Genomic DNA, 25519 nt, shown 5'->3' with positions numbered 1-25519 from the left:
TTTCGTTGCCAAGGCAGTTGGGTTAGGGGTGTTTACCCCCGCGACGGCTTTCATGCGAAAAGAAGCTGTTGACAGACGGGGCCGGTCTACCGGAAGGAAACCCCCGGCCATTATTTACGCAGGACCGGCTTTTCCTGTCAATGGTTTTCTGGACGGGTGCCGGAGCTCACAGGCGCTTTTTGCGACGGAACACCGCAAGTCAGGGGCGTTTTAGCTCCCGCCAGGCCAGAACAGTCAGGGTGACGGCCGTCAGCGGAAAAATATAATAGATCATGGCCTGATCAAAAGTGTTCAATGCGGAACGGTTCGCTTCGGCCAGAAAAAGATATAATGTATAGGCCCCATAATAGAGCACAAACAGCAGCCCTTCCCAGCGGGCAATAATATAACCCGTGAAGAAAATAGGCAGGCAGGCCACGGCCACGGCGATCATGAACGGGATGTCGAACCGCATGGCCGTGGTCGAAATCGTGACGCCGGTCGGGGAAATCAGGCTGGAAAGCCCCAGAACGGCCAGAATGTTAAAGATATTGCTGCCGACCACATTGCCCACGGCGATGTCCCGCTGTCCGCGGATTCCGGCCACGACGGAAGTCGCCAGTTCCGGCAGTGATGTCCCGGCGGCGACAAGCGTAAGCCCGATGACCAGCTCGCTGACGCCCAGATGCCGGGCAATGACGATGGAACTGTTGATCAGTAAACGGGAGCCGGCAACCAGAAGCCCAAGCCCGCCGAGGACCAACAGAATGTTTATTATCCATCGGGCAGCAGCGGTGTCCGCCTTTGTCTTTTCCTGGTCACCGGGGTCATCCGAATCCAGGTTGCCTTCCTTCCGGCCCATGCGGATCAGAATCAACGTGTAGGCAACCGCTCCGGTAAAGAGAATCCCGCCGTCCAGACGCCCGAGTTTTCCGTCCATACCCATGACAAACGTAAGAATGGATACGGCTATCATGACAGGCACGTCAAAACGGACCAGTTGACTGGAAACGACCAGCGGCACGATCATGGAGGACAACCCCAGGATGAGCAGCACGTTGAAAATGTTACTGCCCACGACATTGCCAAGCGCGATGTCCGGCTGGCCGCTCAAGCCTGAAAAAACGCTTACGGCCAGCTCGGGTGTGCTGGTTCCGTAGGCCACCACCGTAAGACCGATAATCAGGTGCGGGACCTTCATGGCAAAGGCAATGCCGGACGCCCCCCGGACAAGCGCTTCCGCGCCCGCAACCAGCAGAACAAGTCCGATGATCAGCAGTAGAATCGTCATGGCCAGTGACCCTTCTGAATATGGTTTAAGGAGATCTCTAAAAATCGTTTTCGCATTTTTCGTTCCGGAGATATCATGACGGGCTTGAAAGAAGCAAGAAACATAATGCGGAGTCAGGCTAACCTGTAAATATATTCCCGAGGATGATCGTTCACCGGAAGAAGTTCGTACGGGGCTTCCACGGTTTGAGCCGGGGGATCAGAATCGGCACATGATTCCTGTATTCCGCGTAAGCCGGCCCCAGATGCCGGGCCGTGTCCCGGTCTTCCAGGAACATGCCGGCGATGACATAGAGCGTCGCCAGCAGGGAGAACTCCAGCTTGGTCCAGTTCATGGTCGGTCCCAGCCACAGGAAGAAAAGCGTAAACAGGTAAACGGGGTGCCGGCAGTAGGCATAAGGGCCGCGTAAGGACAACGGCATAGGCCGGTAAGGCTGGCGGCGCATGCGGCGGATGACGGACCGGATTCCTAATGCTTCCATGTAATCCAGAAGCAGGGATGAGACAAACACGGCCGTCATGCTGGCTAGAAATAGAAATGTCAGAATCCAGTAAAGCAACCCTTGGGCCTGCCAGTGCCATCCAGGCAGGGGCCGCCACAGGAACAGGAGCAGGCACTGGGTGATCCCGGCCACGGACACATAAACCAGCTTGACAAAGTCCGGCCCTACCACCCGGGCAATGCGGTTTTTTATCGGGTCCCGGGCCAGAAGGCTGTGGATCGTCCCCCACAGCAACAGGACCAGGGCGTTGAACAGGGCGTCCTTCAGCCCGCCATCTCCGGTTCGCGGGGAGAACAGAAAGACCATGAGCCACAACTGCGGCCCGTGAAAGGCCAGTACACCCCACAGGCACAGGGCAGTATATCCAAGCCGTCTCACCGTCATTGTTCCCGCTTCCCGGGGGCCGGAGGTGATTCAGCCGGGGGATACAGCCGTTGAATCCGGACCGAGTAAATGTCGGGATCCGGGTCGGCCGGCCGGTGGCGATGGTCGCATCTCCAGGTGACCAGGTATCGCCGGCCGTCTGTTTCAAAATAATCCCTGCCCTGGTAATCAATGCGCTTGCTGTAATAGATGTTCTCCGGCCGCGCGAACCCGCTGCCCAGGACCGTGCTGAAGCGTCCGATGGTCAGGACGCGGGGATAAAGTGGTTTATGCTTGGGGACTTCTTTTTTGTTGATCTGCAGGTTGATGGGCCTTCCTTCATCCAGGGGCACCGTTTCCACGAGCATGCCTTCGCCGACGTTGATTTCGGCCAGAACCTCGCCGGGCGTACCGAGACGCGACACGTCGCCGTGCCATCCGCCCGTGGACGGCGCTGTGGCGCACCCCGAAGCCAAGGCGATGGCTGTCATTATCAGCATCAACAACAGCTGGATTCGCATCTTTTCCCCCGACATAAAGATGACAGGATCAGGGACTGATTCGTAAAGAAAAGATAATGGCGTCAGGTATTGTTATTTATCAGGACCGGAGCCGGGCGTCAACCTGAACAACGGCAGGGCCTTTGCATCCTCAACAGGCTCGACATGCCCAAGTTGTGCTTGTTACGGGTAGAAATTCTGGACATAAACTATTGCTTTACGCTGACATACCTGACCGGCCGCTGGAAATTTCAGATCGCCATTGGGGCGTTCGCCATTATCGGTGGGCTGGGGTTGATCCTCAACGTTCTGGGATAAAAACGGGGTGATGGCGAATCCTGCCGGCTGCCCGGTCATGGAACATATTCGGTTTGCATAACTGGTCAGAATAATATATGATTTTATAAATTGAGCGAACCGCTTCATATCCGGGATAGTGAGGGCTTGCCATGAGTTTCATCATTCTTCTGGTTGTCGCCGGCATTCTGCTGCTGGGTCTGACGGGGGTCGTCATCGGCCTTTACAACGGCCTGATCACGGTCCGCAACAACGTGCAGAAGGCCTGGAACAACATCGACGTGGTGCTGCAGCAGCGCCACGATGAAATTCCAAAGCTTATCGATACCTGCAAGGCCTACATGAAACACGAAAGAGATTTGCTCAGCAAACTGACCGAACTGCGGACCGGATACGCCATGGCCAGGGAAATCGAGGATAAAATCAAGGCCGAAAACGAGATGGGCAAGCTGCTCGGGAAGCTGTCCACGGTCTGGGAGCAGTACCCGGATCTCAAGGCCAGCCATAACTTCATCCAGATCCAGGAGCGCGTCTCGGGCATCGAATCGAAAATCGCGGACTTTCGTGAAGCCTACAACGACGCCGTCAATATCTACAACATCCAGATCGAGCGTTTCCCCGACCTGATCATGGCGAAAATCATGACCCTGAAACGCCACTCGTTCCTCGATGTGCCGGAAGAGAAACGGCAGGATGCCAGAATGGATTTTGGAAAATAGCCCCGGGCACGGGTTGACGCCCGGTCACCGCCATGTCTGAACCCTGATGAAAATAAGAATCCACTGGACCGCTCTTCTGCATACCGCCATTACCATCGTTGCGGTTCTGGCGGCCATTGTCGGCGGAGGCGTTCTGACGTTCAAATCCCTGGAATGGATTCACGGACGGATGGGTTGGCCGGAGCCGGCGCCATGGGTCGTCCCCCTTGCCTGCGTGGCCGTCGTCACCGGCCTGATCCTGCTGGCGAGTCGTCTGTGTTTCATGATTCCGGTCCCCTGTCCCCGGTGCGGCGGCAGAGGCCGGCTTGTCGGCAGAAACGGAGTGGCTTATGAATGCCCGGCCTGCGGGCGGAGTTTCGGCTATATTACCGCCTGGCAGGTAGACATTCCCGTTTCGCTGAAGATTATCGGCCGGTTTCTCGTGCTCGGCCCTCTCCTTCTGATCGTCGCCGTGCTTACGATCCAGTTGTTCGGAGCCGGCGGGCCGGTGGTCTTCCTGATGTTCTGCGGCGTCTATTTTGTCCTCGGCCCCCTGCTGCAGGTCCTTGTCCGGATTTTTCCCCAGCCGGACGCGGCAAACCAGCCCACCCCATGGGGTCAGTACTTTGCCTACGCCTTCACCTATGTAATCGGAACGGGCGCGGTGATCGCGGTTTTTCGCCTGCTTTTCCGGGGCCTGATGTTCGGGATGGGATACGGTCCGGATAGGGGCTTTGTTTTTCTGCCGCACTGGGACTGTTTTTTCGGGGCCTGCGGCCTGATCTACGCGCTGGCCGCTTTTTCCCAGGAAGGCCTCTGGCGCTGGCGGCAGTTCCTGGCGGTGAACGATCTGGCCACGACTTCAGTGGCCGGGACGGCCGTGGGCCTGACGGAACTTTCCGGCCAGGTCCGCGGCCGGGAGAACCCGGACGGGCCGCCGGATCCGAGCCGGACGATTCTTTCCTTCTTCTGGCATCTGCAGGGCACGGAAACCGATTATGAAGGAACGCGCATGCTCGGCTCCTACCAGAGGAATTTGCAGGCGTTCTATCTGGACGACGGCAGCGGCCGGATTCTGGTGGATCCGGTGCATGAGGCCGTGGCCCTGCGCCGACCCTTACTCTCGGTTCTGACGGCCTTTTTCGGCCGGCGGACCTTTGAAATCGTACTGACCGGTCATACGGAGAAACCCTCCTGGTACGAACGCGCCTATTTTCTTCGGGAAGGAGACCGGGCATATGTGATCGGGCATGCCGAGATGCGGGAAGACGCGCCGCCCGGCGCGACCGGACCGGAACGCCTGGTGATCCGACCCCGCCTGCAGGCCCGGCATGGCGGGGAGTCGCTGCTGCAGTTTCTGATTCCCTTCGGACGGAAGGCGGGCCGGACGCCCCACGATGTTTTCGTGATTACCGACACCAGCGAGCAGGAAGCCAGGGCGCTGTTCCGGAAAAACTTTCATTTGAGTGTCGCAATGCCGCTGGCCCTGGCGCTGATTTCGACGGTTCTGATCATAACGGCCGGGCACTGGTAACGGATCGGATTTCCTTTTCAAGACGGGGGGCGGAAAACAGATGCTGTCAGGACTCATGATCATCCTGTTGGTTGTGCTTCTGTTCGCGGCCCTGGGCGGCGTCGGCTATGTGGTCAGCCTCTTCAACAGCCTGGTCCAGGTGAAGAACAACATCGGCAAGGCCTGGCATAATATCGACGTACTCCTGCTCCAGCGCAACGAGGAAATCCCCCAACTGATCGATCTGGCCCGGGCTTACGGCAAATATGAGGCCGGCCTGCTGGAAGAGATCACGCGCCTCCGCCTGAGTTACGCCAAGGTAAAGCATACCGGCGAAAAGACCACGATCGAGAACGAACTGTCGGCGCAGTTGCGACAGTTGCGGCAAACGGCCGAGCAATACCCGGACATCAAGGCGGACATTCTTTACCGGAGTGTTCAGGAACGCGTCTCCGCCCTGGAGGAGATGATCGCCGACCGCCGGATTTTCTTCAACGACACGGTCACGATCTACAATATCCAGCGGGAACAGTTTCCCCAGCGGATTTTCGCCCGGCTGCTGGGGTTTGAACGCCATCCGCTCCTGGACATGCCCGGGGATAAGAGAACAGGATAAGGAGTATTTAATCTTGACACTTGCTCCTTTAAATGTAATTTTGCGGAAAAATCGGCGTATGGTCAGAATAATGAATAATATCATAGTGTAATAATTTGCATCTGGCATCATTCTGAATAAACGCGGTATGAAACCAGCAGAAAAGGCTTGCGGAATCAAATGAAAAAAAACCTGCATAAAATCAAAGCATCAGGCTTCGGGCTGATGTTAATCCTTTTTCTCGGCGCAATCGTTTTCCTGGCCGGATGCAAAAAAGACCAAACGCCTTCGGCCCAGCCCCCGCCGGAAGTCGTGGTAATGAAAGTGGAGCCCCGGGATGTGCCGGTGGCCGGCGAGTACGTGGCCCAGACCCAGAGTTCCCACATGGTCAATATCCAGGCCCGGGTCAGCGGATTTCTTGACAAGCGCCTCTATACCGAGGGCGCGGTGGTCAGGGAGGGCCAGGTGCTTTTTAAGATGGACGACAGGCCCTTCAAGGCCCAGGTGGCCCAGGCCAGGGCCGCCCTGTCCAAGCAGGAGGCGGCCCTGGAAACGGCCCGTCTCAATCTCAACCGCATCAAGCCCCTGGTCGAACAGAAGGCGTTGTCCCAGAAGGATCTGGACGACGCCACCGGACAGTATCAGTCGGCGGCCGCGGCCGTGGAGCAGGCCCGGGCCCAGGTGGACGCCGAGGAGTTGAACCTGTCCTACACCACCATCACCTCGCCGGTGACCGGCGCCAGCAGCTCGGCCAAACAGGCGGACGGCACCTATATCAACCAGCAGAACAGCCTGCTGACCACGGTGGAGGTGCTCTCGCCCATGTGGGTGAATTTCAGCATTTCGGAAAACCAGATGCAGAAGCTGCGCGACCAGATCGCCGCCGGCCTGCTGGTCCCCCCGCCGGACAAGAGCTATGAGATCGAGGTCGTCCTGGTGGACGGATCGGTTTTTCCGCACAAGGGCCGGATCACCTTCGCCGAGCCCTCGTACAACCCCCAGACCGGCACGTTCCTGGTCCGGGCCAGCGTGGACAATCCCGACGGCGTGCTGCGGCCGAACCAGTATGTCCGCGCCCGCATCAAAGGGGCCATCCGGCCCAAGGCCATCCTGGTGCCCCAGCGCGCGGTGCAGCAGGATGCCAGGGGCCAGTTCGTGTGGACCATCGGCGCGGACAACAAGGCCGAAAAACGGCCGGTGGCGGTCGGCGAGTGGCATGAAGACCAGTGGTTTGTCATCGAAGGCCTTAACCCGGACGATCAGGTGGTGGTGGACGGCGGTCTGGTGCTTCAGCCCGGCATGCAAGTGACCGTTAAATCCCAGGGGTGAACCATCTTTCCCCCTGTTCAGAAAGAGGAGGCCCGGGCCCATGTTTTCCCGGTTTTTCATTGAACGGCCGATTTTCGCCACCGTCATATCGCTGATCATCTGCCTGGCGGGACTGGTGGCTCTCAAGTCCCTGCCGGTGGAGCAGTATCCGCCCATTACGCCGGTCCAGGTGACGGTTTCCGCCACTTATCCCGGGGCCGACTCCCGGACCCTGGCCGAGTCCGTGGCCGCGCCCATAGAAGCCCAGATCAACGGGGTCGACAACATGATTTACATGTCGTCGTCCTCATCGTCCAGCGGCCAGCTGACCCTGACCGTGTACTTTTCCCTGGACACCAACCCCGACATCGCCCAGGTCCAGGTCCAGAACCGGGTCAACCTGGCCCTGCCGCAGCTGCCCGCGGCCGTGACCCAGCTGGGCGTCTCCGTCCAGAAGAAGGCCTCGTCCATCATGATGATGATCGCCGTCATCGCCGAGGGCGGCCGTTACAGCAGCGAATATATCGCCAACTTCGCCAACGTCTATGTCCTGGACGCCCTCAAGCGGGTGCCGGGCGCCGGCCAGGCCCAGATCATGGGCGTTCCCGACCAGGCCATGCGCATCTGGATGGATCCCGACCGGATGGCCTCCCTGGGGATCACCACCAGCGACATCCAGCAGGCCGTGGCCAGGCAGAACGCGCTTTACGGGGCCGGCCAGATCGGCCAGCAGCCCAATGCCGGACCGGTGCAGCTGACCTTCCCGGTGGTCACCCAGGGGCCTTTCACTTCCCCGGCGGAATACGAGAACATTATCCTGCGGGCCAGCCAGGACGGCAGCGCCATCGTGCGGTTGAAGGACGTGGCCCGGGCCGAGGTGGGGCTGCGGCAGTATATCATCGAGGGCAGACTGAACGGGACCCCCGCCACCTTCATCGCCATTTACCAGCAGGCCGGCGCCAACGGGCTGGAGGTGTCGGCGGCGGTAAGAAAGACGCTGGCGGACATGAAGGCCCGCTTCCCGGCCGGCATCGATTACGTCATTTCCCTGGACACCAATGATTTCGTGCGCCTGTCCATCGCCGAAGTCAAGGATACGCTGGTGGAGGCCATCGTGCTGGTGGTGCTGGTGGTCTTCCTCTTTCTCCAGAGCTTCCGCACCACCATTATCTGCATCACCGCCATCCTCGTCTCCCTGGTCAGCACCTTCACCGGCATGCTCGCCCTGGGGTTCTCCATCAACCTGCTGACCCTCTTCGGCCTGGTGCTGGCCATCGGCATGGTGGTGGACGACGCCATCGTGGTGGTGGAAAACGTCGAGCGCAACATGACGCTGCACCATCTCTCACCGAAGGATGCCACCATCCGGGCCATGAGCGAGATATCCAGTTCCCTGGTGGCGGTGGTGCTGGTCATGGCCTCGGTCTTTCTGCCGGCGGCGTTCCTGCCCGGCACCACCGGCCAGCTCTACAAACAGTTCGCCATCACCATCGTCATTTCCGTGGCGGTGTCCGGGTTCGTGGCCCTGACCCTGACGCCGGCCATGTGCGGCGTCCTGCTGAAACACACGGCGCCGCCCACCCGGGGCTTCTTCGCCTGGTTCAACCGCCAGGTGGATGCCGTCACCCGGGGGTTCGGCCATGCCGTCATGTTCGTCATCAAGCGGGTGGGCGTGTCCTTCGGGGTCCTGGCCGTGCTGATCTGGCTGATCATCCACCTGTTTTCGGTCCTGCCGACCAGCTTCGTGCCCAACGAGGACCAGGGCTACGTCATGTCGGCCGTGATCATGCCGGACGCGGCCAGCATGGAGCGGACCAGGGACGTCACCGGGCGCGTCGACAAGATCCTGGCGGAGATCCCCGGGGTCGACAACCGCACCCAGCTGGCCGGCTACAGCGTTCTGGACAGCGGCTTTAAAACCAATGCCGGCGCCTTCTTTGTCACCCTCAAGCCTTTCGAGGAACGGTACGCCTCCGTCAAGCAGGCCAAGGCCGAAAATGCCAAGGCCGTTCTCCTGGGCCTGAAAAGCCGGGCTGCCGATATCAGGGAAGCCCGGGTCATTCCCATCCCGCCGCCATCCATTCCCGGCATCGGCACCACCGGCGGGTTCGAGTTCTGGATCCAGGACACGGCCGCCGGCGATCCGGCCCGGCTGGAATCCCTGACCCGGGAGTTCATCGCCAGGGCGTCCGGGCGGCCGGAACTGACGGGACTGAGCAGCACCTTTCGCGCCTCCGCCCGCCAGCTCTTCGTGGACGTGGATCGGGACAAGGCCAACCTGCTGGGGGTGCCCGTCCAGGATGTGTACAACGCCATTCAGGCCCAGTTCGGATCGCTTACGGTCAGCCAGTACAACGAGTTTTCGCGGGTCTGGTGGGTGGTGCTCCAATCCGATCCCCGCTTCCGTCAGAACCCGGACGACTTGACCCGCCTGTATACCCGGTCCAGCCAGGGGAACATGGTCCCTCTGTCGGCGGTGGTTACCACCCGCTGGGTTTCCGGTCCGGACATGCTGACCCATTTCAATGGGTTTCCGGCCGCCAAGGTCAACGGCAACGCCGCGGCCGGGTACAGCTCGGGCCAGGCCATCACCGCCATGGAATCCGTGGCCGCCGAACTCCTTCCCGCCGGGTACACCTTCGCCTGGTCGGGACTGGCCTTTGAGGAAAAGAAGGCCGGCGGCACCTCGGCCGTGGCGTTTATCTTCGGCCTCATCATCGTCTTCCTGGTCCTGTCGGCCCAGTATGAATCCTGGACCCTGCCCGGGACGGTCATGATGGCGGTGCCCTTCGGCGTTCTCGGGGCCCTGACGGCCAACTGGCTGCGCGGGCTCGAAAACGACGTCTATTTCCAGATCGGTTTGCTGGTGCTCATCGGTCTGGGCGCCAAGAACGCCATCCTGCGGGTCTCCTTTGCCGTGGAACTCCGCAAGCAGGGCCGGTCCATCATCGAGGCCACCATCGAGGCGGGCGAGCAGCGGCTCCGCCCCATTATCATGACGTCCCTGGCCTTCGCCTTCGGCGTGCTGCCCCTGGCCATCGCCATGGGCGCCGGTGCCAACGCCCGGCACTCCATCGGCACCGGCATCATCGGCGGCATGATCGGCGAAACCACCCTGGCCATGCTCTACGTGCCGCTGCTGTTCTATCTCTTTGACCGCATGCGCGAATATTTCGAGGCCAGGAAAAACAAGGCGGCCGCCGGCGGGACAGGCCACACCGGCCATGATGCCCATGGGGGCGACGCGGCCGGGAACCAGGAGGCAGTCTGACATGCGCCGATATCTTTTATATGGACTCTTGCTTTTTACCGTCCTGATGCCCGGGTGCATGATGGGGCCGGATTACCGCAAACCGCCCGTCGACGCGCCGGGCGCTTTCATCTATGGGGGAGAAGGGATCGGGCAGACCGCCGACGTGCGGTGGTGGAAACAGTTCAATGACCCGGTCCTGGAATCTTTCATCGCCGAAGCCCTGGTCAACAACAAATCCGTCCGGATGGCGGCGGCCAGTGTCGAACAGGCGGCGGCCGTCCTCATGCAGGTCCGCTCGCCCCTGTTTCCCCAGATCGGGTACGGCGGCGCCGCCACCCGTCAGCGGGCCACCGATTCCCAGGCCGTTCTGCTGCCGGACAATCCGTATAATACCTATCAGTCCCTGGGCAGCGCCAGCTGGGAACTGGACCTGTGGGGCCGTTCGCGGCGGCTGACCGAGTCGGCCAGGGCGGACCTGCTGGCCACCGAAGAAGGACGGCGGGGCGTCCTGCTCTCCCTGGTGGCCGCCACGGCCAACACCTATATCCAGCTGCTCGGCCTCGACGACCAGCTGGCCATTTCCAGAAGATCACTGGCCGCTTACGGCGAGTCGGTGGCGCTTTTTGAAAAGCAGTTTGAATACGGCCAGGTCTCCCAGATGACGGTGGAACAGGCCCGCACCCAATACGAAACCGCGGCCGCCACCATCCCCCAGATCGAGCTGCAGATCGTCCAGACCGAACACGCCCTCTGTCTCCTGCTGGGACGCAATCCCGGCCCGGTTCCCCGGGGCAAGACCATGGACGAGATCAGTCTGCCGGCCGTTCCCGCCGGGCTTCCCTCGGACCTGCTGGCCAACCGGCCGGACATCCGCCAGGCCGAGCAGAACCTGATTTCGTTAAATGCCCGCATCGGCGCCGCCAGGGCCCTGTATTTCCCGTCCATCTCGCTGACCGGCAATTACGGTTATGCCAGCTCGGACCTGTCGGACCTGTTTGAAGGCCCCGGCCGGCTCTGGAGCTATTCCGGGTCGCTGACCGGGCCGCTCTTTGCCGGCGGCGCCATTTACGGGCAGGTCAGGCAGGCTGAAGCCGCCCGCCAGGCCGCCTTGTACAACTACGAGCAGTCCGTTCAAAACGCTTTTGCCGACGTGGAAAACGCCCTGGCGGCCCACCGCAAGACCTCCGAGCAGATCCTTGCCCAGGAACGCCTGGTCAGGGCCTGCCGGGAATACGCCCGCCTGGCCCAGCTCCAGTATGACGGCGGCTACGCGCCGTATTCCACCGTTCTCCAGGCCCAGCAGCAGCAGTTCCCCGCCGAGCTCAAATACGCCCAGTCCCGGGCTTCGCTGCTGTCTTCCCTGGTGAACATTTACAAGTCCATGGGCGGCGGATGGGTCACCGAGGCGGACCGCATGACCGCACCTGCCCCGGTTTCCCCTTGACAGGTGTTTCGGTCCCGATCAGTATGGGCCTGTTTTTTTGCAAAGGAGTGGTTTCAGCGATGGAGAAAATGCGATGTATCCGGTGCCAGGGGCCGGTGGAGATGCGCCGGACCTGAAAAGCCGTTTATCTGCGCTGCAGGTCCTGCAACGCCGAATTCACCCTGGAACAGTACCATCAGCAGATGGACGAAGAGTTTGAACGGCAGGTGGGCAATATCCGCTGCGACCGTCTGTAGCCGGAAACTATACCTCTAAGACCAATCCCACCGGGCAATGGTCCGATCCCGTGACCGTGTTGTCGATATAGGCGTCCTTGAGCCACCCTTTGGAAACCACGTCTTCGGTTACGAAGAAATAATCGATGCGCCACCCCACGTTCCGTTCCCGGGCCTTGAACCGGTAGGTCCACCACGAATACCTGACCGTGTCCGGGTAGAGGTGACGGAAGGTGTCCACGTACCCGTCGGCCACTATCCGGTCCAGCCAGTCCCGTTCCACGCGCAGAAACCCGGAGGTATTCTCGTTGGCCTTGGGATTCTTGAGGTCGATTTCGTTGTGGGCGGTGTTGTAATCTCCGGTGATGACCAGGCTGCGGCCCTGGCGCCGGTACTCGTCGGCATAGGCGAAAAAATCACGGTAAAAATTCAGCTTGTAGGCCAGTCGGTCTTCGCCCATCTGGCCGTTGGGAAAATAGATGTTGAAGAAGATGAAATCCTCAAAGTCCATTTCGATGATGCGGCCTTCGGCGTCATACTCCGGCCGGCCGATGCCCGTCTTGACGTTCCTGGGAGTGATCCGGGAATAAACAGCCGTGCCGCTGTATCCTTTTTTTACCGTGGCGTGGGCCCAGTACGAGGTATAGCCGTCAATGTCGGCCATGTCCGGCGTCACCTGTGCCGCCTGCAGCTTTGTCTCCTGGATTCCGATTACATCAGCCCCCAGTTTTTTCAATGTCTCCGGGAAGCCTTTGCCCATCACCGCCCGCAGACCATTGACATTCCATGATACCAGTTTGATGATTCGTCCGGCCATATTTTTCCTCACCATATCCGTCGTCTGTTACGGTCTGCCAGTTCCTCTCAATCCGTCAGATCCTGTCCGGAAATTACCATGGCGAACCGCCGGCGTTCAATCATTATTCCGTTTCTGATCGGCTGAATCCCGTATTGACAATAAAGGGAGCACATTATAAAAGATCGGTTTAACAGGAAAACCCGATCCTGATTATCCGTTGACCGATAAGGAATTATGAACGATGAAGGAATCCAATGTCGTCTGGCATGAGCATATCGTATCCCGGTCCGATCTGGAGCAGTTGCACGGCCACAGGGGCGTCACCATCTGGTTCACCGGCCTGTCCGCCTCGGGCAAGTCCACCCTGGCCAATGCCGTGGCCGCTGAACTGCACCAGCGGAACGTATCCACCTATGTTCTGGACGGGGATAACATCCGTCACGGTTTGAACCGGGACCTGGGCTTTTCTCCCCGGGACCGCGAGGAAAATATCCGGCGCATCGGCGAGGTGGCCAAGCTTTTCACCATGGCCGGGGTGGTCAACCTGACCGCCTTCATCAGCCCTTACATCGCGGACAGGAAAACGGCCCGCGACCTTCAGCCGGAACATTTCGTGGAGGTATTCTGCGACGCCGACATTTCCGTCTGCGAGCAGCGCGATCCCAAGGGCATGTATAAAAAAGCCCGCGCCGGCCTGATCAGGGACTTCACCGGCATTGACGCGCCTTATGAACCGCCTCCAAAACCGGAGATTCACCTGCGCACGGACCGTCATCCCATCGAGGAGTGCGTCGAAATCGTTATCGGCGTACTGGAGCGGCGCGGAGTCATTTAACGTCAGCTCTGAACGCTGAAGAAAGGTATCCGCCATGAAATACGCAGCCATATTCCTGACCGCCCTGGTGCTGTTCGGTTTTCAGGCTCAGGGTCCGAAGGTCCGGCCGGAGAACTGGGCCCGGCCGGTCATCAACAACGAACTGGAGAACTGGTATCAGGTCGATCAGAAGGTCTATCGCTCCTCCCAGCCGGGGGCTGTCGACATGAAAACCGTGGAGGCCTTCGGTATAAAGGAGGTGTTGAATCTGCGGGACAGGCATTCGGATAAAGATGATGCCAGAGACACCTCTCTTCTCCTGCACAGAGTTGAAACAGAGGCCGATGACCTGAGCGAGGACCAGATCCTGGAGGCGCTGAAAATTATCAAAAACGCCAAGGGCCCTATCCTGGTCCACTGCCGCTACGGTGCCGACCGGACCGGCGCGGTGATTGCCGCCTACCGTGTGATCATGCAGGGCTGGTCGAAAGATGATGCCATCGATGAAATGGTCAACGGCGGATTCGGGTTTCACAAGCGGTACGATAATTTGATTGAACGGATTCAAAATCTGGACGTGGACAGGATTAAGCGCGAGCTGCAAGGGCTTTAATCACGACGGGTGAATCGGTATCTCCATGGTTTTACTTATGGGCACCTCCAAAAATTGCCTTTTGGCCCGATGTCGGCGTTGTGCTTAAATTTTAATCCTCGAAATACTTCTATGTATTCCTGCGGTTAAAATTTTCGCACGCCTTGACCTCAAGCCAAAATTCTAATTTTTAGAGATACCCTTATGATTGACTTGCAACCCCGGCTCTGCTAAAGATAAGGGCATCTTTTAAAAGACGATTCTTTGGGGTGCCCATAAATCCACCGGGGCAAAATTTTATTTCCAGATTGAATGACAATGGCAGACAACCCGCAATCAGACGGCAAACCTGGAAGGGGGGGCACTCCACCTCCGGACGACCTGTCCCATCTGGCCCAGGACATCATATCCAATGTCGGCGTCGGTATATATATCATTCAGCGCGGTAACTTCGTCTACGTCAGCCAGTTATACCAGAAACTCATCGGCTACACGGAAGAGGAGATTATCGGCACGCATTCTCTCGCCCATATTTATCCTGAAGACCGGGAAATGGTCAGGCAGCAGGCCATAAAGCGTTTGAAAAGGGAATTATTCGACCCCTATGAATACCGGTACGTCAGGAAGAACAATGAGATTATCTGGGTTCTGGAGACGATCACGCCCATCCAGTATAAAGGTGAAAGAGCCACCCTGGGCAGTTTCATGGATATCACCATATACAAAATAATGGAAAAAGCATTGCGCCGGAGCGAGGAAAAATACCGCACCATTCTCGAAAGCATCCATGAGGGGTATTTCGAGGTGGATCTGGACGGCAACCTGACCTTTATCAACGACTCCATGTGCCGGATCGCCGGCTGCTCCAAAGAAGAACTGACAGGTTCAAATCACCAGCGGTTTACGGATAAGGTTACCGCGAAAAAAGTTTTCCGGGCGTTTAACAAAGTATACCGGACCGGCAACCCGATCGACAGTTTCGACTGGCAGATTATCGGGAAGACCGGCGAGGAAAGACAGGTCGAGGCGTCCATATCGTTACGAAATGATTCATCCGGCAAGCCGGTCGGTTTTAAAGGCATTCTGCGCGACATCACCGAACGCAAACGGATGGAGCAGAAGCTCAACCATATGGCCACGCATGACGCCCTGACCGGCCTGCCCAACCGGCTGATGTTCAGCGAAATTTTAAACCACGCCATTATCCGGGCAAAGCATCATCACCTGCAGTTGGCCGTTTTTTTCATCGATCTTGACCGTTTCAAGTCCATCAACGACTCTCTGGGGCACGACGCGGGAGACCAGTTGCTGAAAAAGATGGCCATCAGGTTTAAGCAAACGCTGCGGACAAGCGATATTATCGCCCGTCTGGGGGGAGATGAATTCATTATATTGATCGAGGACATAGAGGGCCTGAATCAGGTCGAAGCCCTTGCCCAGAAGATTCACAGCACGGTCATGCAGCCGGTTCTTCTGATGGATGAAGAATGCCGCGTGACGACCAGCATCGGCATCAGCCTGTACCCCCGCGACGGAGAGGACGAACAGACCCTGATGAAAAACGCCGACATGGCCATGTACCTGGCCAAGGAGGAAGGCCGGAATAACTACCAGTTCTATGCCGAGAATATTCAGATCCAGGCCTATGAGCGCTTTTCCATCGAGACCAACCTGCGTCGCGCCCTGGAGCGCAATGAGCTGTATTTGACCTATCAGGCCAAGCTTGATTTCAAGACCGACCAGGTCACGGGCGTGGAGGCGCTGCTGCGCTGGGAGAATCCATACCTTGGGGCGGTCTCCCCGGCGCAATTCATTCCGGTAGCCGAAGAAATCGGGCTGATCGTGCCCATCGGCCGCTGGGTGCTGAAAACCGCCTGCGCCCAGAATGTCGCCTGGCAGCGCCAGGGCCTGCCGCCGGTCAGGATGGGGGTCAATTTGTCGCTTCGTCAACTCATGGACGACAACCTGATAAACGATATCAGCGCCGCGCTGGAGGAGTCCGGCATGGCGCCGAACCTGCTGGAACTGGAAATCACCGAAAGCATGGCCCTGCATAATCCCGCGCGCCAGCTGGCCTTGATGACCAAGTTGAAGGAAATGGGCCTGCGCATTGCCATTGATGATTTTGGCACCGGCTACTCCGCCCTGGCCCAGCTCAAACATTTCCCCATCGACACGCTCAAGGTGGACCGGTCGTTTATCCGTAACCTTCCGCACGATCCCGAGAACAAGGCCATTACCGAGGCGATCATCGCCATGGGCAAAACCCTGTCGCTGACCGTTGTCGCCGAAGGCGTGGAAACGCTGGAGCAGGATGATTTCCTGCGAGAGAAGGTTTGCGATGAGATGCAGGGTTTTTATTTCAGCAAGCCGGTCTCGCCGGAAAAACTTGCCGAACTGCTGCGAAAGCACATCCCCGTAATAAGAGACAAGTCGTGACCAAACGGTAAAGGCAGCGCAAGGCAGGTCACACTAGCGGGAATCCATAACCGGAAAGCGCGGCCATGGCCGGGCCTGCTCCAGTTCAAAGGCCAGTTCCAGCAAAACCTTATCATGACCCATGGGGGCGGCAAATTGAACCCCGATGGGCAGACCGTCCCGGCTCCTTCCCAGGGGCAGGGAGATGGCCGGTTCCCCGGTGATATTCTGCAGCGCGGTAAAGGGGGCATAGTCGCGGATGCCTTTAAACACCGTTTCAAAGGGCAGGTCGGGATTAAGCAGCGCCCCGTTTTTTACGGTTCCGGCGGCCAGTACCGGACAAAGAACCGCATCATATTTATCATAAAAAGACTCCGTCACCTTTCTGGCTCTTCTTAACCGCCGGGTGGCAAAAGGAAATGAGCGCATGTGTTTTGAAAAATGCCGGCTCATTCCCAGGGTCAGGCTTTCCACCTTTGCCGGATCAAAATCAGGAGACAGCAGCTTTTTCCCGAACCGGTGCAGCATGAAAAAAAGAAAGGCGTAATACAGGGTAAAATCGTCACCGATCTGTTCGGTAAAAGGGATCGGAAGTTCTTCGATATAATGCCCGAGCTGCTCGCACAATCCGGCCGTGGAGCGAACGACATCAAGCACCTCATCTTCGACAACGATGTCGCCGATGGCCTCGGTAATCAGCGCGATTCGCAGCCGTTTTTTCCCGGGCCCGGTAACCAGCCCCAGTGACGGCAGCCGGGGATTGGCATAATACTTTTCCGCCTCGGCCATGAATAAGGCCGTATCCCTGACCGTCCGGGTGATAACCCCTTCGAACACGACATTGATGGGCAGCATTTTGAGCTCAATCGGGCTGACCAGGCGATAGCGGGTGGGTTTCAATCCCACCAGGCCGCAGCACGCCGCCGGAATACGGATCGATCCCCCGCCGTCATTGCCGTGGGCCAGGGGCACGACGCCCGCGGCCACCAGGGCGGCCGAACCGCCCGACGAACCGCCGGACGAATAATGGATATTCCAGGGGTTGGCGGTGGCGCCGTGGAGCAGGGATTCCGTGGTCGGCGGAATGCCGAACTCCGGCAAAGCGGTCTTGCCCAGGCTGATCATCCCCAGGGATTTAAACTGTTTGATAAAGGCGTGATCTTTTTTCGAAGGCGTTCGGGGCAGGGCGCGGGTGCCGAACAGGGTGGGAACACCCTGCACTTCCACGTTGTCCTTGATAAAGGTGGGGATCCCGCCCAGTCTTCCTTTCCTCGGCCCTTTGGCCTGCTCACGGGCCGTATCAAATGTCTTGGTGACAATGGCATTCAGTTTGGGGTTGGCCTGCTCCGCCCGTTTGATCGCGGCCTCGACCAGTTCCATCGACGTTACTTTCCCGCTTTCCAGGCGTTCGGCAAGCGCGGTGGCGTCCAAATCTTCCAGGACATCATTACAAACCGTGTTAACCTTGAGTTCATTCATGAAACGCTCCCTTATTCCGTCATTTACAGGGGACAGGCCTCGCCCGATTCTTCCGGCACCAGACGGCCGTCGCAGAGACGGACGATGCGGTGGGCGGTCCCGGCCAGCTGAAGATTGTGGGTCACCAGGATGACCGTCAGTCCTTCGTTGCGGTTCAGTTCGTTGAGCACCCGGCCGATTTCATTGCTCCGGGCCGTGTCCAGGTTGCCGGTGGGCTCGTCGGCCAGCAGGATACGGGGCTTGTTCACCAGGGCTCGGGCGATGGCCACCCGCTGCATCTCGCCGCCGGAAAGTTCTCCCGGCAGGTGACCCTTGCGCCGGTCCAGATCGAGCATGGACAGCAGCCGGTCCACGTTCTCCCCCGCCCCCGGTTTGCTGAAGAACGTCAGCGGCAGCATGACGTTTTCCCGGACCGTCAGGGTGGGGATAAGGTGGAACTTCTGGAAGATATAGCCGAAGGACTCCCGCCGGATGCGGGTCAGGGCCTTTTCCGAAAGCGGCTTTCCGCCGAAAATCTCCCGGCCCTCCACGGCCAGCCTTCCGGAGGTGGGGTTGTCCAGGCATCCCAGGATGTTGATCAGGGTGGTTTTTCCCGAGCCCGAGGGACCGACAAAGGCCACGTATTCGCCGGCGCCGATCGACAGCGACACGTTGTTGACGGCATAGATCTGCTCGCTGCCGCGGACATAGATTTTGTTTATGCTTCCGGCGGCAATGGCCATTTGATTCGTGCTCATCAGTTCACCTCGCTGCGGATGGATTCGATGGGCCGGATGCGGGCCGCCCTCCAGGCCGGATACACGCCGCTGACAAAGCCGATCAGCACCACCGCCACCAGGGTGGTGGCCGCCAGTTTCGCGTCGATCAGTATCAGCGAGCCGGTCGGGGCGTAGGGCAGCAGGTTGCGTACCAGAACTTCCGTCATTTTGGACAGGCCCAGGGCCATGGCGGTGCCAACGATTCCCCCCAGCAGGCAGAGGATCAGGGTCTCGATCCAGACCAGCTTGAAAATATCTCCGGGCATGGCGCCCATGCTCTTGAGGATGCCGATTTCCTGGAAACGTTCGAAGACCGACATGAGGATGGTGTTGATGACGCCCACCATGGCGATGAGCACGGCGATGGCGGCAATGGAAAAGACCATGATCTTGGCGGTGGTGACCAGGCTCATGATGGTGTTCTTGACCTGGGCCATGGAGACCACCTGGACATCCGGCAGCTTATAAAGCTTTTCCTCGAACCCGATGATGTCGGCGTCTTTTTTCGTCTGAATGCCCAAAGCGGTCAGTTCGTCGGGCCGGCTAAAAATTTTCTGAACTGTTCGAAAGGGCAGGAAAATGGTGCCGTCATCCTGGGTGCCGCTGCGCTTCAGGATTCCCACCACCCGGATCTCCACCTCCTTTTCCGGGATCAAGAGCAGGTCGCCCACCTCACGCTGTTCCAGTTCGGCGGCTTCAAAACCCATGACCGCCTCCATGGCTTCCGGATCGGTGAACCATCCGCCCTGCGCAAATTCCAGATAGGTTTTCATCGGCGGATAGGTGACCGGGTCGACGCCCAGGTAGGCGCTGATACCGCCGCTTTCGCCCTTATTGGGATCGAAGACGGCCTGCATGAGCATGGGGGTGATGCGGGACACTTCCGGTTCGTTGCGCACCTGGTCGATGACCGACTGGCTCATGTAACGCAGGCCGGTGCCGCCCTTGAGCATCAGGGTGGCGGCTTCGTAGGGGCAGCCCTTGGCCGTCAGAATTACCTGGAATCCCATATTATCGATGTCCCGGTTCAGGGAGGCCTCGTACCCCTGGTTGAATCCCAGCAGGCTGGCCAGCACCCACGACGACAGGGCGATGCCCACGATTGTCAGGAGGGTGCGCGTGCGCTTGCGCAGGAGATTCTTGAAGGCGATTTTGTACAGGCTTAACATGAGGCACCTCCATCCGGCAGGGGCATGGCGCGCCGTGCCCCTAAATGTTGTTCAGGAAACGGTTTCCGTAAACAAACTCATCCATCAGGATCAGGTTCTTCTTGGCCGCCCGGAGGACCGCCCGGAAATCGTCCGCCGCTTCGGGCGCGGGGTTGTTGATCCGGTTCACCCGGCCGGTGGCGGTTGTTTTGCCGGTGACGACGTCATAGGCGTCAAAATCCGCCAGGCTCAGGCCTTCAAACTGTTTACCGAATTCGGCCGACCGGAATTGCGTCGCGGCCCTGGAAGTCAGTTTCTGGAGATAGAAGCTTTTGATGATGCCATCCAGATCGAGGACCAGAAACACCTGGATGCCGCCGTAATGGCCCTTCTGGTTGACACCGTGGATGTACCCGATTTTTTCCGCGCCGTTTAAAATTTCGTAAATGGTGTAAGGCACATCAACGGTTTCATAAAGGCCCTGAAAGGAATCGCCGAGACGCTGCTCAATCCGTCTGAGCTGGGGGTCTCCGCCCTGCTTGTCGATGGACATGTAGTGGGTTTTATAGCCGGTGGAGCCGGGAAAGAGCCGTTTCACGTCCCGGTCCGGATCGTTGAGGTCGCAGCCCACCGCCGCCAGGGCGGGGTGAGTCGCCGGATCCGCCAAGAACAAACAAAATAGAAGAAAAATTATCCCTTGTTTCATGGCCTTTTCTCCTGATTTTCGTCGGCCGGTTTTATATTCGTCATCTCCCGGCTGCGTCCTTCGCCATCAACCGACTTGATCGGGTGATCCGGCGTAAAAATGCCTTTATCCCTATTTACATTTTTTTGTAGCCATACGCCTGCACCACAAAACGGTTCTCGCCGGTCTGGCCGTCATACAGGTGCATGAACCGCAGGGCCAGATCACCGTTAACCTGAAAAGAAGCGCCGCTGGCGAGGGAATATTGATCTCTCCCGGCCGTCTGCCAGGATACCGGCTGGATTTCCAGCTTCAGTCGCCCTTCGTCCATGAGATTGACCCCTTCCCGCAGAAAAATGGCCGTGGCCCGTTCGCCCCGGTTCCGACCGGACACAACCTCCACCCGGGTTTCAAAAAAATCCCGCAGGAACGTCAGGTCCACTCCGCCCAGAAAGGTTCGCCGGGGTTCCCTGTCTATGACTTCATAGCCCATGACTCCCAGAATTTGTCCGGAAGTCAGGGACGCGCCCAGGCTGTAGTTGTCCTTGCCGAGCACGCCTTTGGCGACCCGCGCCGTGGCCAGATAGTTGCCGTCAAAGCGGACGGGCATGCCGCTGCCGGTGGTCAGCGACAGGCTGACGTTTCCCCAGTCCAGATCCCGGGACGCGCCCGCTCCCCAGTCCCGGTCAAAGCCGAAGCCGTACATGGGCAGGGTCGGCAGGAGCAGCCCGTGGGTGTCGAAAATCGAGGACAGGCCCATGGCCGGCCGGTTGTGGCCCAGCCACAGGTCCGACCAGCCGGCCTTGTATTTGAACCAGGCATTGTAAAGCTGGGATTGAAACCGGTCCTCCGGGTCATCCCAGGCCAGCCGGTACTGGAGCGCAAAGGCCCCGAAATCACCGGCCTCGCTCGAAAGCCGCTTGAGAAAATCCACCCCGAGAGAGGGCTTCTGCATCACCTCGTCGGCCATCCAGGAATAATAGCTGGCCTCGTCCGTGCGGCTGGAATAACCCGCCACGCCCTGGGCCTCCAGGTAGAGCAGATAGTCGGAAGCGGTGGCGGGGCAGGCGCATAAAATCACCCACAACGCCCATCCGGCAAAAAGTTTCCGCCATGGCGACCGCCTGATTTCTTCCGGCCGTGAATTGCGGCTACACGTCAAACTCGATCACGCCGCGGTAAATTACTTTACCGTCCTTGATGAATTTGATCCGGACATCCCACTCACCGGGCATGACGATGTTCACCGGCATGAGGTAATCCCCGTTTTTGTTCAGTTTAAATTCCACGTCTCCGGACTCGTGGTGGCCCCGCATGCTCGGCATGCCCGATTCCCCGGTTATCTTAAGGCTGGTATCCCGCGCTTCCTTGTTATTATAAATAACGATTTTTAAAACCACGGTTCCCATCTTGGGCTTCTCGCTGAACTCCCACATGCCGGAATAGCCGGGTCCGATGATGAAAGCTTTCCCGGCCTGGGGAAGGGGGGTGAAAGCTTCCTCGGCCGGCCCGACCGCCGGGACAATCAGCATGACCAACATAACGGCTACCCATAATGCCCGCGTTTTGAAAGATACGGTCTTGTTCATGACGCTGCCTCCTTTTGAAGTTTAGCTTGGTTATTGACGATCGGTCCGGGCCGAGACCACCTGCCGGATGCCGAGCCTGTCCAGTCGCTGTCCGTCAGGCGCCAGGCCGCAGCGTTCCAGCGCGCCGATGATGCCCCCGGAAGTGACGTATTCATTATACAGCGGGAAAATGACCCGTCCGCCGATGAAGCGTTCCATCTGATGGATGACAAAACCCGGGATGGTGGCGGGCTGGGGCGCGGTGTGGTCGGAAACCACCAGCCGATCGGCCACGGCCGCCATGGCGCAAACGGTGGCGTGACGCTCTTCCGGTCCCATTTCGTGAAGGGCCAGGGAGATGACGGCCACGTCATAGCGGCGGTCGAGGTACTCGCCCAGCCGGGTGGAATCGCCGAACATGTATTCCAGGTTTTTGACGCCCCGCTTTTGTTTCTGGCGCTCGCAGTAGGCCAGCATGCGCCGGGACAGGTCCACCCCGGTCACGTGGCTGCATTTTCCAGCCAGTTCCAGGGCCAGCCGGCCGGTGCCGCAGCACACGTCCAGAACCGTGCTGCCCGCAGGGATAAAATCCATGACCATGCGGCGGTTGGCCGTTTCCACGGGATCGAAGAACCAGCCGTAGAGATATCCGTCATACCATTGGTTTTTGCCTGAGTTTTTCATGGATTTTCGCAAAACCTTTCTCGCGTCCGTTCCCTGCGGCGCGGGAAATTGCCGGTGCCGATGTTCAGGCCGCCTCCACCCGGCAGGGCACATAGCGGTGCAGGGGGGTTCCGGCGACCGGGTCACGGTTTGCGGCGCTGGTCAGGCGGTTGACATTGGCCCCGTATGCTTTGCCGTCATAGCAGAGGCCGAAGCCGTGGGGCATGACCACCTGGCCCGGGCGGGCGTCGCCGGAGACCTCGAGTTCCAGGCTTTCCCGGCCGGCGGCCGTGATGACGGTCACCATCTGGCCGTCGGAAAAGGCCATCCGTTCGGCGTCTTCCGGGTTCATGAGCAGGGTGCAGGCCCGTAAATCTTTGTTCCACTCGGGATTGCGCATGAGGGTGTTGGCGTTGGTTTTCATATGACGGCCGGCCACCAGGATCAGCGGAAAATCCGGATGGGGCGTCAGGGCTTCTTCCTCGGCTTCGGGGGTTAATTGTTTGACGGCGGCGGACAGTTCCGGAATATGCAGTTCCATCTTCCGCCCCGGCAGGGTGATTTCCCGGAAGTTGTCCTCATGGCATCGGCCGATGAACAGGCCCTGGGGGTTGTTGATGAGTGCTTCGAAAATTTCTTCCGTCAGAACCGCCATGGGCGAGAGCTGCATGAGGGGCATGTAGCTGAACCGGCGGCAGGCGGTCTTGACAACCTGCCAGACCCGCTCGGGCGCCAGGGCCCTCAACAGCGCCCGGCTGATGGAAAAGCCGCCCCGGTGGGCGTCCAGCAGAAACGGCGCCGGGCGCAGGCGCAGGAGGGCGGACGCGGTGAGCCAGTGTTTGGTCAGGGGCTTGAAGATGCCTTTTTTCAGGAACCCGGGCAGTTCAGGGGCCAGGCCATGGCCGTCGGTGACCCGGAGGAACACTTCTTCCGGGGGCAGGCTGTCGCCGCCGGGTCCCTTGTATTGAATCATCATCAACTGCAGCAGCCCCCACATCTGGGAAAGGTGGGCCGAACCCATTTCCCGGCCGATGGTTCTGGCCATGACAAACAGCAGCCGGCTCAACAGGGCGGGGTTCCGCTGGCCGCACACGGCCAGTTCCATGGCATAGGCAAAGCGGCCTTTTTTCGCGGCCTCATGGAGCGAATCGGGGATAGGGGGGATGAGCCCCAGGCCGTCGGCCAGGCGGGTGAAAATCTCCCCGCACTCCAGGCGTTCACCCTCAGCCTCGACCACGGGCCGGCGCAGCTGGAAATAGACCTCGGGGTAGCTCCAGGGGAAGAAGGTGCCGTCCCAGGATTCATAACCGGACCGGGCCGGCAGCACGTAGTGGGAGAGGCGGGCGGTTTCGGTCAGGGAGAGTTCGATGGTGACCAGCAGATCCAGGGCGGCAAAGGCCTTTTCATAGGCGGTGGTGTCGGCGTAGGACCGTAGCGGATTGCTGCTGCTGATGATGACCGCCCGCACCCGGCCCGGGTGGTCGGAGAGGACCTCCTCGGGCAGAACATTGGGCGGATGAAATCCGGTGATGGCCGGAAAATCCGTGGTCACGGTCCGCCAGGTGCGGGGATCCCGGTCGTCGGTATGAAATCCCAGGGGGGCAAGGATGCCGGAGATGACGTTGCCGCCGGGAACGCAGTACCGGCCGCATATGGCCACCAGGAGCGACAGCAGGTAGGAGGTGACCGTGCTGTGCCGGTTCATGAGGATGCCCAGATCGGCGTGGAGGCACCATTTGCGGGTAGAGAGCAGGCGGCAGAATTTTTCGATCTGGGGCCGTTCCAGCCCGCAGGTCGACAAGGCCTTGTCGACGTCGAACCCTTTGAACAGGGGTTTGATGTCTTCCCAGCCGGTCACGCGGTTTTCGATGTAATCCCTGTTCTCCCATCCTTTTTCCAGGATGATGGCGATCATGGCCCGGACCAGCAGGGCGTCGGTTCCCGGTCTAACCGGGATGTGGATATTGGCCTCGCGGGCGGTTTCCGATTTGCGCGGATCGACGGCTACCAGGAGCCGCTCGGGGTCTCTGGCGAACTCCCTGAGCACGATGGGCGCCCGGGGCATCTGGTGGCTGGCCATGCCGTTCCATCCCCAGGCCACCATCATGTCGGCGTTGGTCTCGTCGGGGATGGGAATCCGGTGCTGCCGTCCCAGCATGCGGCCGTTGACCCAGAAGAAACCGGTCAGTTCCTGGGACATGGGGTTGTAATGGTACCGGGACCCCAGGGAGCGCATCAGGTGAATGCCGAAAAAAGCGTCAAAGTGACAGCCCTGGCCGCCGCCGCCCATGTAGGCCAGGGAACGCGGGCCGTGCTTGGCCAGAATCCCTCGCAGTTTTTCGGAAATCTCGGCCACGGCCTGGTCCCAGGATATGGGGACAAAGGCGTCGCCGACACGCTTGAGGGGGTGGGTGAGCCGGTCGGCGTGGTGCTGGTGATGGGCCACATTTTTTCCCTTGCGGCAGATATACCCCCGGCTGCGGGGGTTGTCCCTGTCCGGGGTGACTTTAACCATGGTGTTGTTTTCGACGGTCACTTCCAGGCCGCAGTTCTGGGCGCAGAGCACGCAGCCGGTTTTATGAATTGTCTTCATACAGATCCCTTATGGCGTATAATATGTTCTTGCATATTGTTTAA

23 protein-coding genes are annotated in these 25519 nt (G+C 59.3%); 11 read left to right on the top strand and 12 right to left on the bottom strand.

Annotation, left to right across the window (positions count from 1 at the left end):
* Window positions 1-199 precede the first annotated feature (199 nt).
* The 3 genes from AB1724_13395 to AB1724_13385 all read right to left on the bottom strand — a co-directional run bounded on the left by AB1724_13395 (window position 200) and on the right by AB1724_13385 (window position 2656).
* Complete coding sequence (locus AB1724_13395; protein ID MEW6078805.1) at window positions 200-1270, bottom strand: calcium/sodium antiporter; 1071 nt, start codon at window positions 1268-1270, stop codon at window positions 200-202.
* A gap of 151 nt (window positions 1271-1421) precedes the next feature.
* Window positions 1422-2156 carry a hypothetical protein gene (locus tag AB1724_13390; protein ID MEW6078804.1) on the bottom strand — a complete coding sequence of 245 codons (735 nt, stop codon included), beginning with the start codon at window positions 2154-2156 and terminating at the stop codon, window positions 1422-1424.
* Window positions 2153-2656, bottom strand: a complete 504-nt coding sequence (locus AB1724_13385) for a hypothetical protein (GenBank protein MEW6078803.1) — start codon at window positions 2654-2656, stop codon at window positions 2153-2155. The genes AB1724_13390 and AB1724_13385 overlap by 4 nt, the downstream gene beginning before the upstream one ends.
* 144 nt (window positions 2657-2800) lie before the next feature.
* Here AB1724_13385 and AB1724_13380 point away from each other — a divergent pair, with 144 nt between their 5' ends.
* From AB1724_13380 to AB1724_13345, 8 genes are all read left to right on the top strand, one after another.
* Complete coding sequence (locus AB1724_13380) at window positions 2801-2953, top strand: hypothetical protein (protein ID MEW6078802.1); 153 nt, start codon at window positions 2801-2803, stop codon at window positions 2951-2953.
* 131 nt (window positions 2954-3084) lie between these two features.
* Complete coding sequence (locus AB1724_13375) at window positions 3085-3651, top strand: LemA family protein (protein MEW6078801.1); 567 nt, start codon at window positions 3085-3087, stop codon at window positions 3649-3651.
* A gap of 46 nt (window positions 3652-3697) precedes the next feature.
* Complete coding sequence (locus tag AB1724_13370) at window positions 3698-5164, top strand: hypothetical protein (protein ID MEW6078800.1); 1467 nt, start codon at window positions 3698-3700, stop codon at window positions 5162-5164.
* A gap of 40 nt (window positions 5165-5204) precedes the next feature.
* Window positions 5205-5759: a LemA family protein gene (locus AB1724_13365; protein MEW6078799.1), complete on the top strand. Its 555-nt coding sequence runs from the start codon at window positions 5205-5207 to the stop codon at window positions 5757-5759.
* A gap of 159 nt (window positions 5760-5918) precedes the next feature.
* Window positions 5919-7067, top strand: coding sequence for an efflux RND transporter periplasmic adaptor subunit (locus tag AB1724_13360; protein MEW6078798.1), 1149 nt, complete (start codon window positions 5919-5921; stop codon window positions 7065-7067).
* A gap of 40 nt (window positions 7068-7107) precedes the next feature.
* A complete protein-coding gene (locus AB1724_13355; protein MEW6078797.1) occupies window positions 7108-10317 on the top strand; it encodes a multidrug efflux RND transporter permease subunit in 3210 nt (1069 codons plus the stop codon).
* Window position 10318: 1 nt separating this feature from the next.
* Window positions 10319-11743: an efflux transporter outer membrane subunit gene (locus tag AB1724_13350; protein MEW6078796.1), complete on the top strand. Its 1425-nt coding sequence runs from the start codon at window positions 10319-10321 to the stop codon at window positions 11741-11743.
* 128 nt (window positions 11744-11871) lie between these two features.
* On the top strand, window positions 11872-11979 hold the full coding sequence (locus AB1724_13345; GenBank protein ID MEW6078795.1) for a dual CXXC motif small (seleno)protein: 108 nt from the start codon (window positions 11872-11874) through the stop codon (window positions 11977-11979).
* Window positions 11980-11986: 7 nt separating this feature from the next.
* On the opposite strand, the gene AB1724_13340 is transcribed toward AB1724_13345, so the two are convergent.
* Window positions 11987-12775, bottom strand: coding sequence for an exodeoxyribonuclease III (locus tag AB1724_13340; GenBank protein ID MEW6078794.1), 789 nt, complete (start codon window positions 12773-12775; stop codon window positions 11987-11989).
* A 223-nt stretch (window positions 12776-12998) separates the two neighbouring features.
* On the opposite strand from AB1724_13340, the gene cysC reads away from it, so the two are divergent.
* From cysC to AB1724_13325, 3 genes are all read left to right on the top strand, one after another.
* Window positions 12999-13592, top strand: coding sequence for an adenylyl-sulfate kinase (gene cysC / locus AB1724_13335; GenBank protein ID MEW6078793.1), 594 nt, complete (start codon window positions 12999-13001; stop codon window positions 13590-13592).
* Between the two features lie 34 nt (window positions 13593-13626).
* The gene (locus AB1724_13330; protein ID MEW6078792.1) at window positions 13627-14184 is read left to right on the top strand and encodes a dual specificity protein phosphatase family protein; all 558 of its coding nucleotides are present in this window, start codon (window positions 13627-13629) and stop codon (window positions 14182-14184) included.
* A gap of 297 nt (window positions 14185-14481) precedes the next feature.
* Window positions 14482-16602, top strand: a complete 2121-nt coding sequence (locus AB1724_13325) for an EAL domain-containing protein (GenBank protein ID MEW6078791.1) — start codon at window positions 14482-14484, stop codon at window positions 16600-16602.
* A 33-nt stretch (window positions 16603-16635) separates the two neighbouring features.
* Here AB1724_13325 and AB1724_13320 read toward each other — a convergent pair whose 3' ends face one another.
* The 8 genes from AB1724_13320 to AB1724_13285 all read right to left on the bottom strand — a co-directional run bounded on the left by AB1724_13320 (window position 16636) and on the right by AB1724_13285 (window position 25475).
* Window positions 16636-18060: an amidase gene (locus AB1724_13320; protein MEW6078790.1), complete on the bottom strand. Its 1425-nt coding sequence runs from the start codon at window positions 18058-18060 to the stop codon at window positions 16636-16638.
* Window positions 18061-18083: 23 nt separating this feature from the next.
* Window positions 18084-18797: an ABC transporter ATP-binding protein gene (locus AB1724_13315; GenBank protein ID MEW6078789.1), complete on the bottom strand. Its 714-nt coding sequence runs from the start codon at window positions 18795-18797 to the stop codon at window positions 18084-18086.
* Complete coding sequence (locus tag AB1724_13310; GenBank protein ID MEW6078788.1) at window positions 18797-19987, bottom strand: FtsX-like permease family protein; 1191 nt, start codon at window positions 19985-19987, stop codon at window positions 18797-18799. Before AB1724_13310 ends, AB1724_13315 begins: the two co-directional genes overlap by 1 nt.
* Window positions 19988-20027: 40 nt before the next feature.
* Window positions 20028-20672 carry a hypothetical protein gene (locus AB1724_13305; protein ID MEW6078787.1) on the bottom strand — a complete coding sequence of 215 codons (645 nt, stop codon included), beginning with the start codon at window positions 20670-20672 and terminating at the stop codon, window positions 20028-20030.
* 115 nt (window positions 20673-20787) lie between these two features.
* Complete coding sequence (locus AB1724_13300) at window positions 20788-21813, bottom strand: hypothetical protein (GenBank protein MEW6078786.1); 1026 nt, start codon at window positions 21811-21813, stop codon at window positions 20788-20790.
* Window positions 21803-22240: a hypothetical protein gene (locus AB1724_13295; protein MEW6078785.1), complete on the bottom strand. Its 438-nt coding sequence runs from the start codon at window positions 22238-22240 to the stop codon at window positions 21803-21805. The genes AB1724_13300 and AB1724_13295 overlap by 11 nt, the downstream gene beginning before the upstream one ends.
* A gap of 30 nt (window positions 22241-22270) precedes the next feature.
* Window positions 22271-22903: a class I SAM-dependent methyltransferase gene (locus tag AB1724_13290; protein ID MEW6078784.1), complete on the bottom strand. Its 633-nt coding sequence runs from the start codon at window positions 22901-22903 to the stop codon at window positions 22271-22273.
* 64 nt (window positions 22904-22967) lie between these two features.
* Complete coding sequence (locus tag AB1724_13285; GenBank protein ID MEW6078783.1) at window positions 22968-25475, bottom strand: molybdopterin-dependent oxidoreductase; 2508 nt, start codon at window positions 25473-25475, stop codon at window positions 22968-22970.
* Window positions 25476-25519: the final 44 nt, after the last annotated feature.

The organism is Thermodesulfobacteriota bacterium, assembly GCA_040753795.1.
In the GTDB taxonomy this organism is placed as follows: domain Bacteria; phylum Desulfobacterota; class Desulfobacteria; order Desulfobacterales; family Desulfosudaceae; genus JBFMDX01.
Note: the sequence above shows the minus strand (reverse complement) of the source record. Positions and strands in the feature narration are given on the sequence as shown.

Bases quoted from the DNA above. Each gene is read 5' to 3' on its own strand.
- AB1724_13315 (MEW6078789.1), bottom strand. From the start codon at position 18,797: ATGAGCACGAATCAAATGGCCATTGCCGCCGGAAGCATAAACAAAATC.
- cysC (MEW6078793.1), top strand. From the start codon at position 12,999: ATGAAGGAATCCAATGTCGTCTGGCATGAGCATATCGTATCCCGGTCC.
- AB1724_13295 (MEW6078785.1), bottom strand. From the start codon at position 22,240: ATGAACAAGACCGTATCTTTCAAAACGCGGGCATTATGGGTAGCCGTT.
- AB1724_13395 (MEW6078805.1), bottom strand. From the start codon at position 1,270: ATGACGATTCTACTGCTGATCATCGGACTTGTTCTGCTGGTTGCGGGC.
- AB1724_13365 (MEW6078799.1), top strand. From the start codon at position 5,205: ATGCTGTCAGGACTCATGATCATCCTGTTGGTTGTGCTTCTGTTCGCG.
- AB1724_13355 (MEW6078797.1), top strand. From the start codon at position 7,108: ATGTTTTCCCGGTTTTTCATTGAACGGCCGATTTTCGCCACCGTCATA.
- AB1724_13325 (MEW6078791.1), top strand. From the start codon at position 14,482: ATGGCAGACAACCCGCAATCAGACGGCAAACCTGGAAGGGGGGGCACT.
- AB1724_13290 (MEW6078784.1), bottom strand. From the start codon at position 22,903: ATGAAAAACTCAGGCAAAAACCAATGGTATGACGGATATCTCTACGGC.
- AB1724_13330 (MEW6078792.1), top strand. From the start codon at position 13,627: ATGAAATACGCAGCCATATTCCTGACCGCCCTGGTGCTGTTCGGTTTT.
- AB1724_13305 (MEW6078787.1), bottom strand. From the start codon at position 20,672: ATGAAACAAGGGATAATTTTTCTTCTATTTTGTTTGTTCTTGGCGGAT.
- AB1724_13390 (MEW6078804.1), bottom strand. From the start codon at position 2,156: ATGACGGTGAGACGGCTTGGATATACTGCCCTGTGCCTGTGGGGTGTA.
- AB1724_13340 (MEW6078794.1), bottom strand. From the start codon at position 12,775: ATGGCCGGACGAATCATCAAACTGGTATCATGGAATGTCAATGGTCTG.
- AB1724_13350 (MEW6078796.1), top strand. From the start codon at position 10,319: ATGCGCCGATATCTTTTATATGGACTCTTGCTTTTTACCGTCCTGATG.
- AB1724_13380 (MEW6078802.1), top strand. From the start codon at position 2,801: ATGCCCAAGTTGTGCTTGTTACGGGTAGAAATTCTGGACATAAACTAT.
- AB1724_13375 (MEW6078801.1), top strand. From the start codon at position 3,085: ATGAGTTTCATCATTCTTCTGGTTGTCGCCGGCATTCTGCTGCTGGGT.
- AB1724_13310 (MEW6078788.1), bottom strand. From the start codon at position 19,987: ATGTTAAGCCTGTACAAAATCGCCTTCAAGAATCTCCTGCGCAAGCGC.
- AB1724_13360 (MEW6078798.1), top strand. From the start codon at position 5,919: ATGAAAAAAAACCTGCATAAAATCAAAGCATCAGGCTTCGGGCTGATG.
- AB1724_13285 (MEW6078783.1), bottom strand. From the start codon at position 25,475: ATGAAGACAATTCATAAAACCGGCTGCGTGCTCTGCGCCCAGAACTGC.
- AB1724_13385 (MEW6078803.1), bottom strand. From the start codon at position 2,656: ATGCGAATCCAGCTGTTGTTGATGCTGATAATGACAGCCATCGCCTTG.
- AB1724_13370 (MEW6078800.1), top strand. From the start codon at position 3,698: ATGAAAATAAGAATCCACTGGACCGCTCTTCTGCATACCGCCATTACC.
- AB1724_13320 (MEW6078790.1), bottom strand. From the start codon at position 18,060: ATGAATGAACTCAAGGTTAACACGGTTTGTAATGATGTCCTGGAAGAT.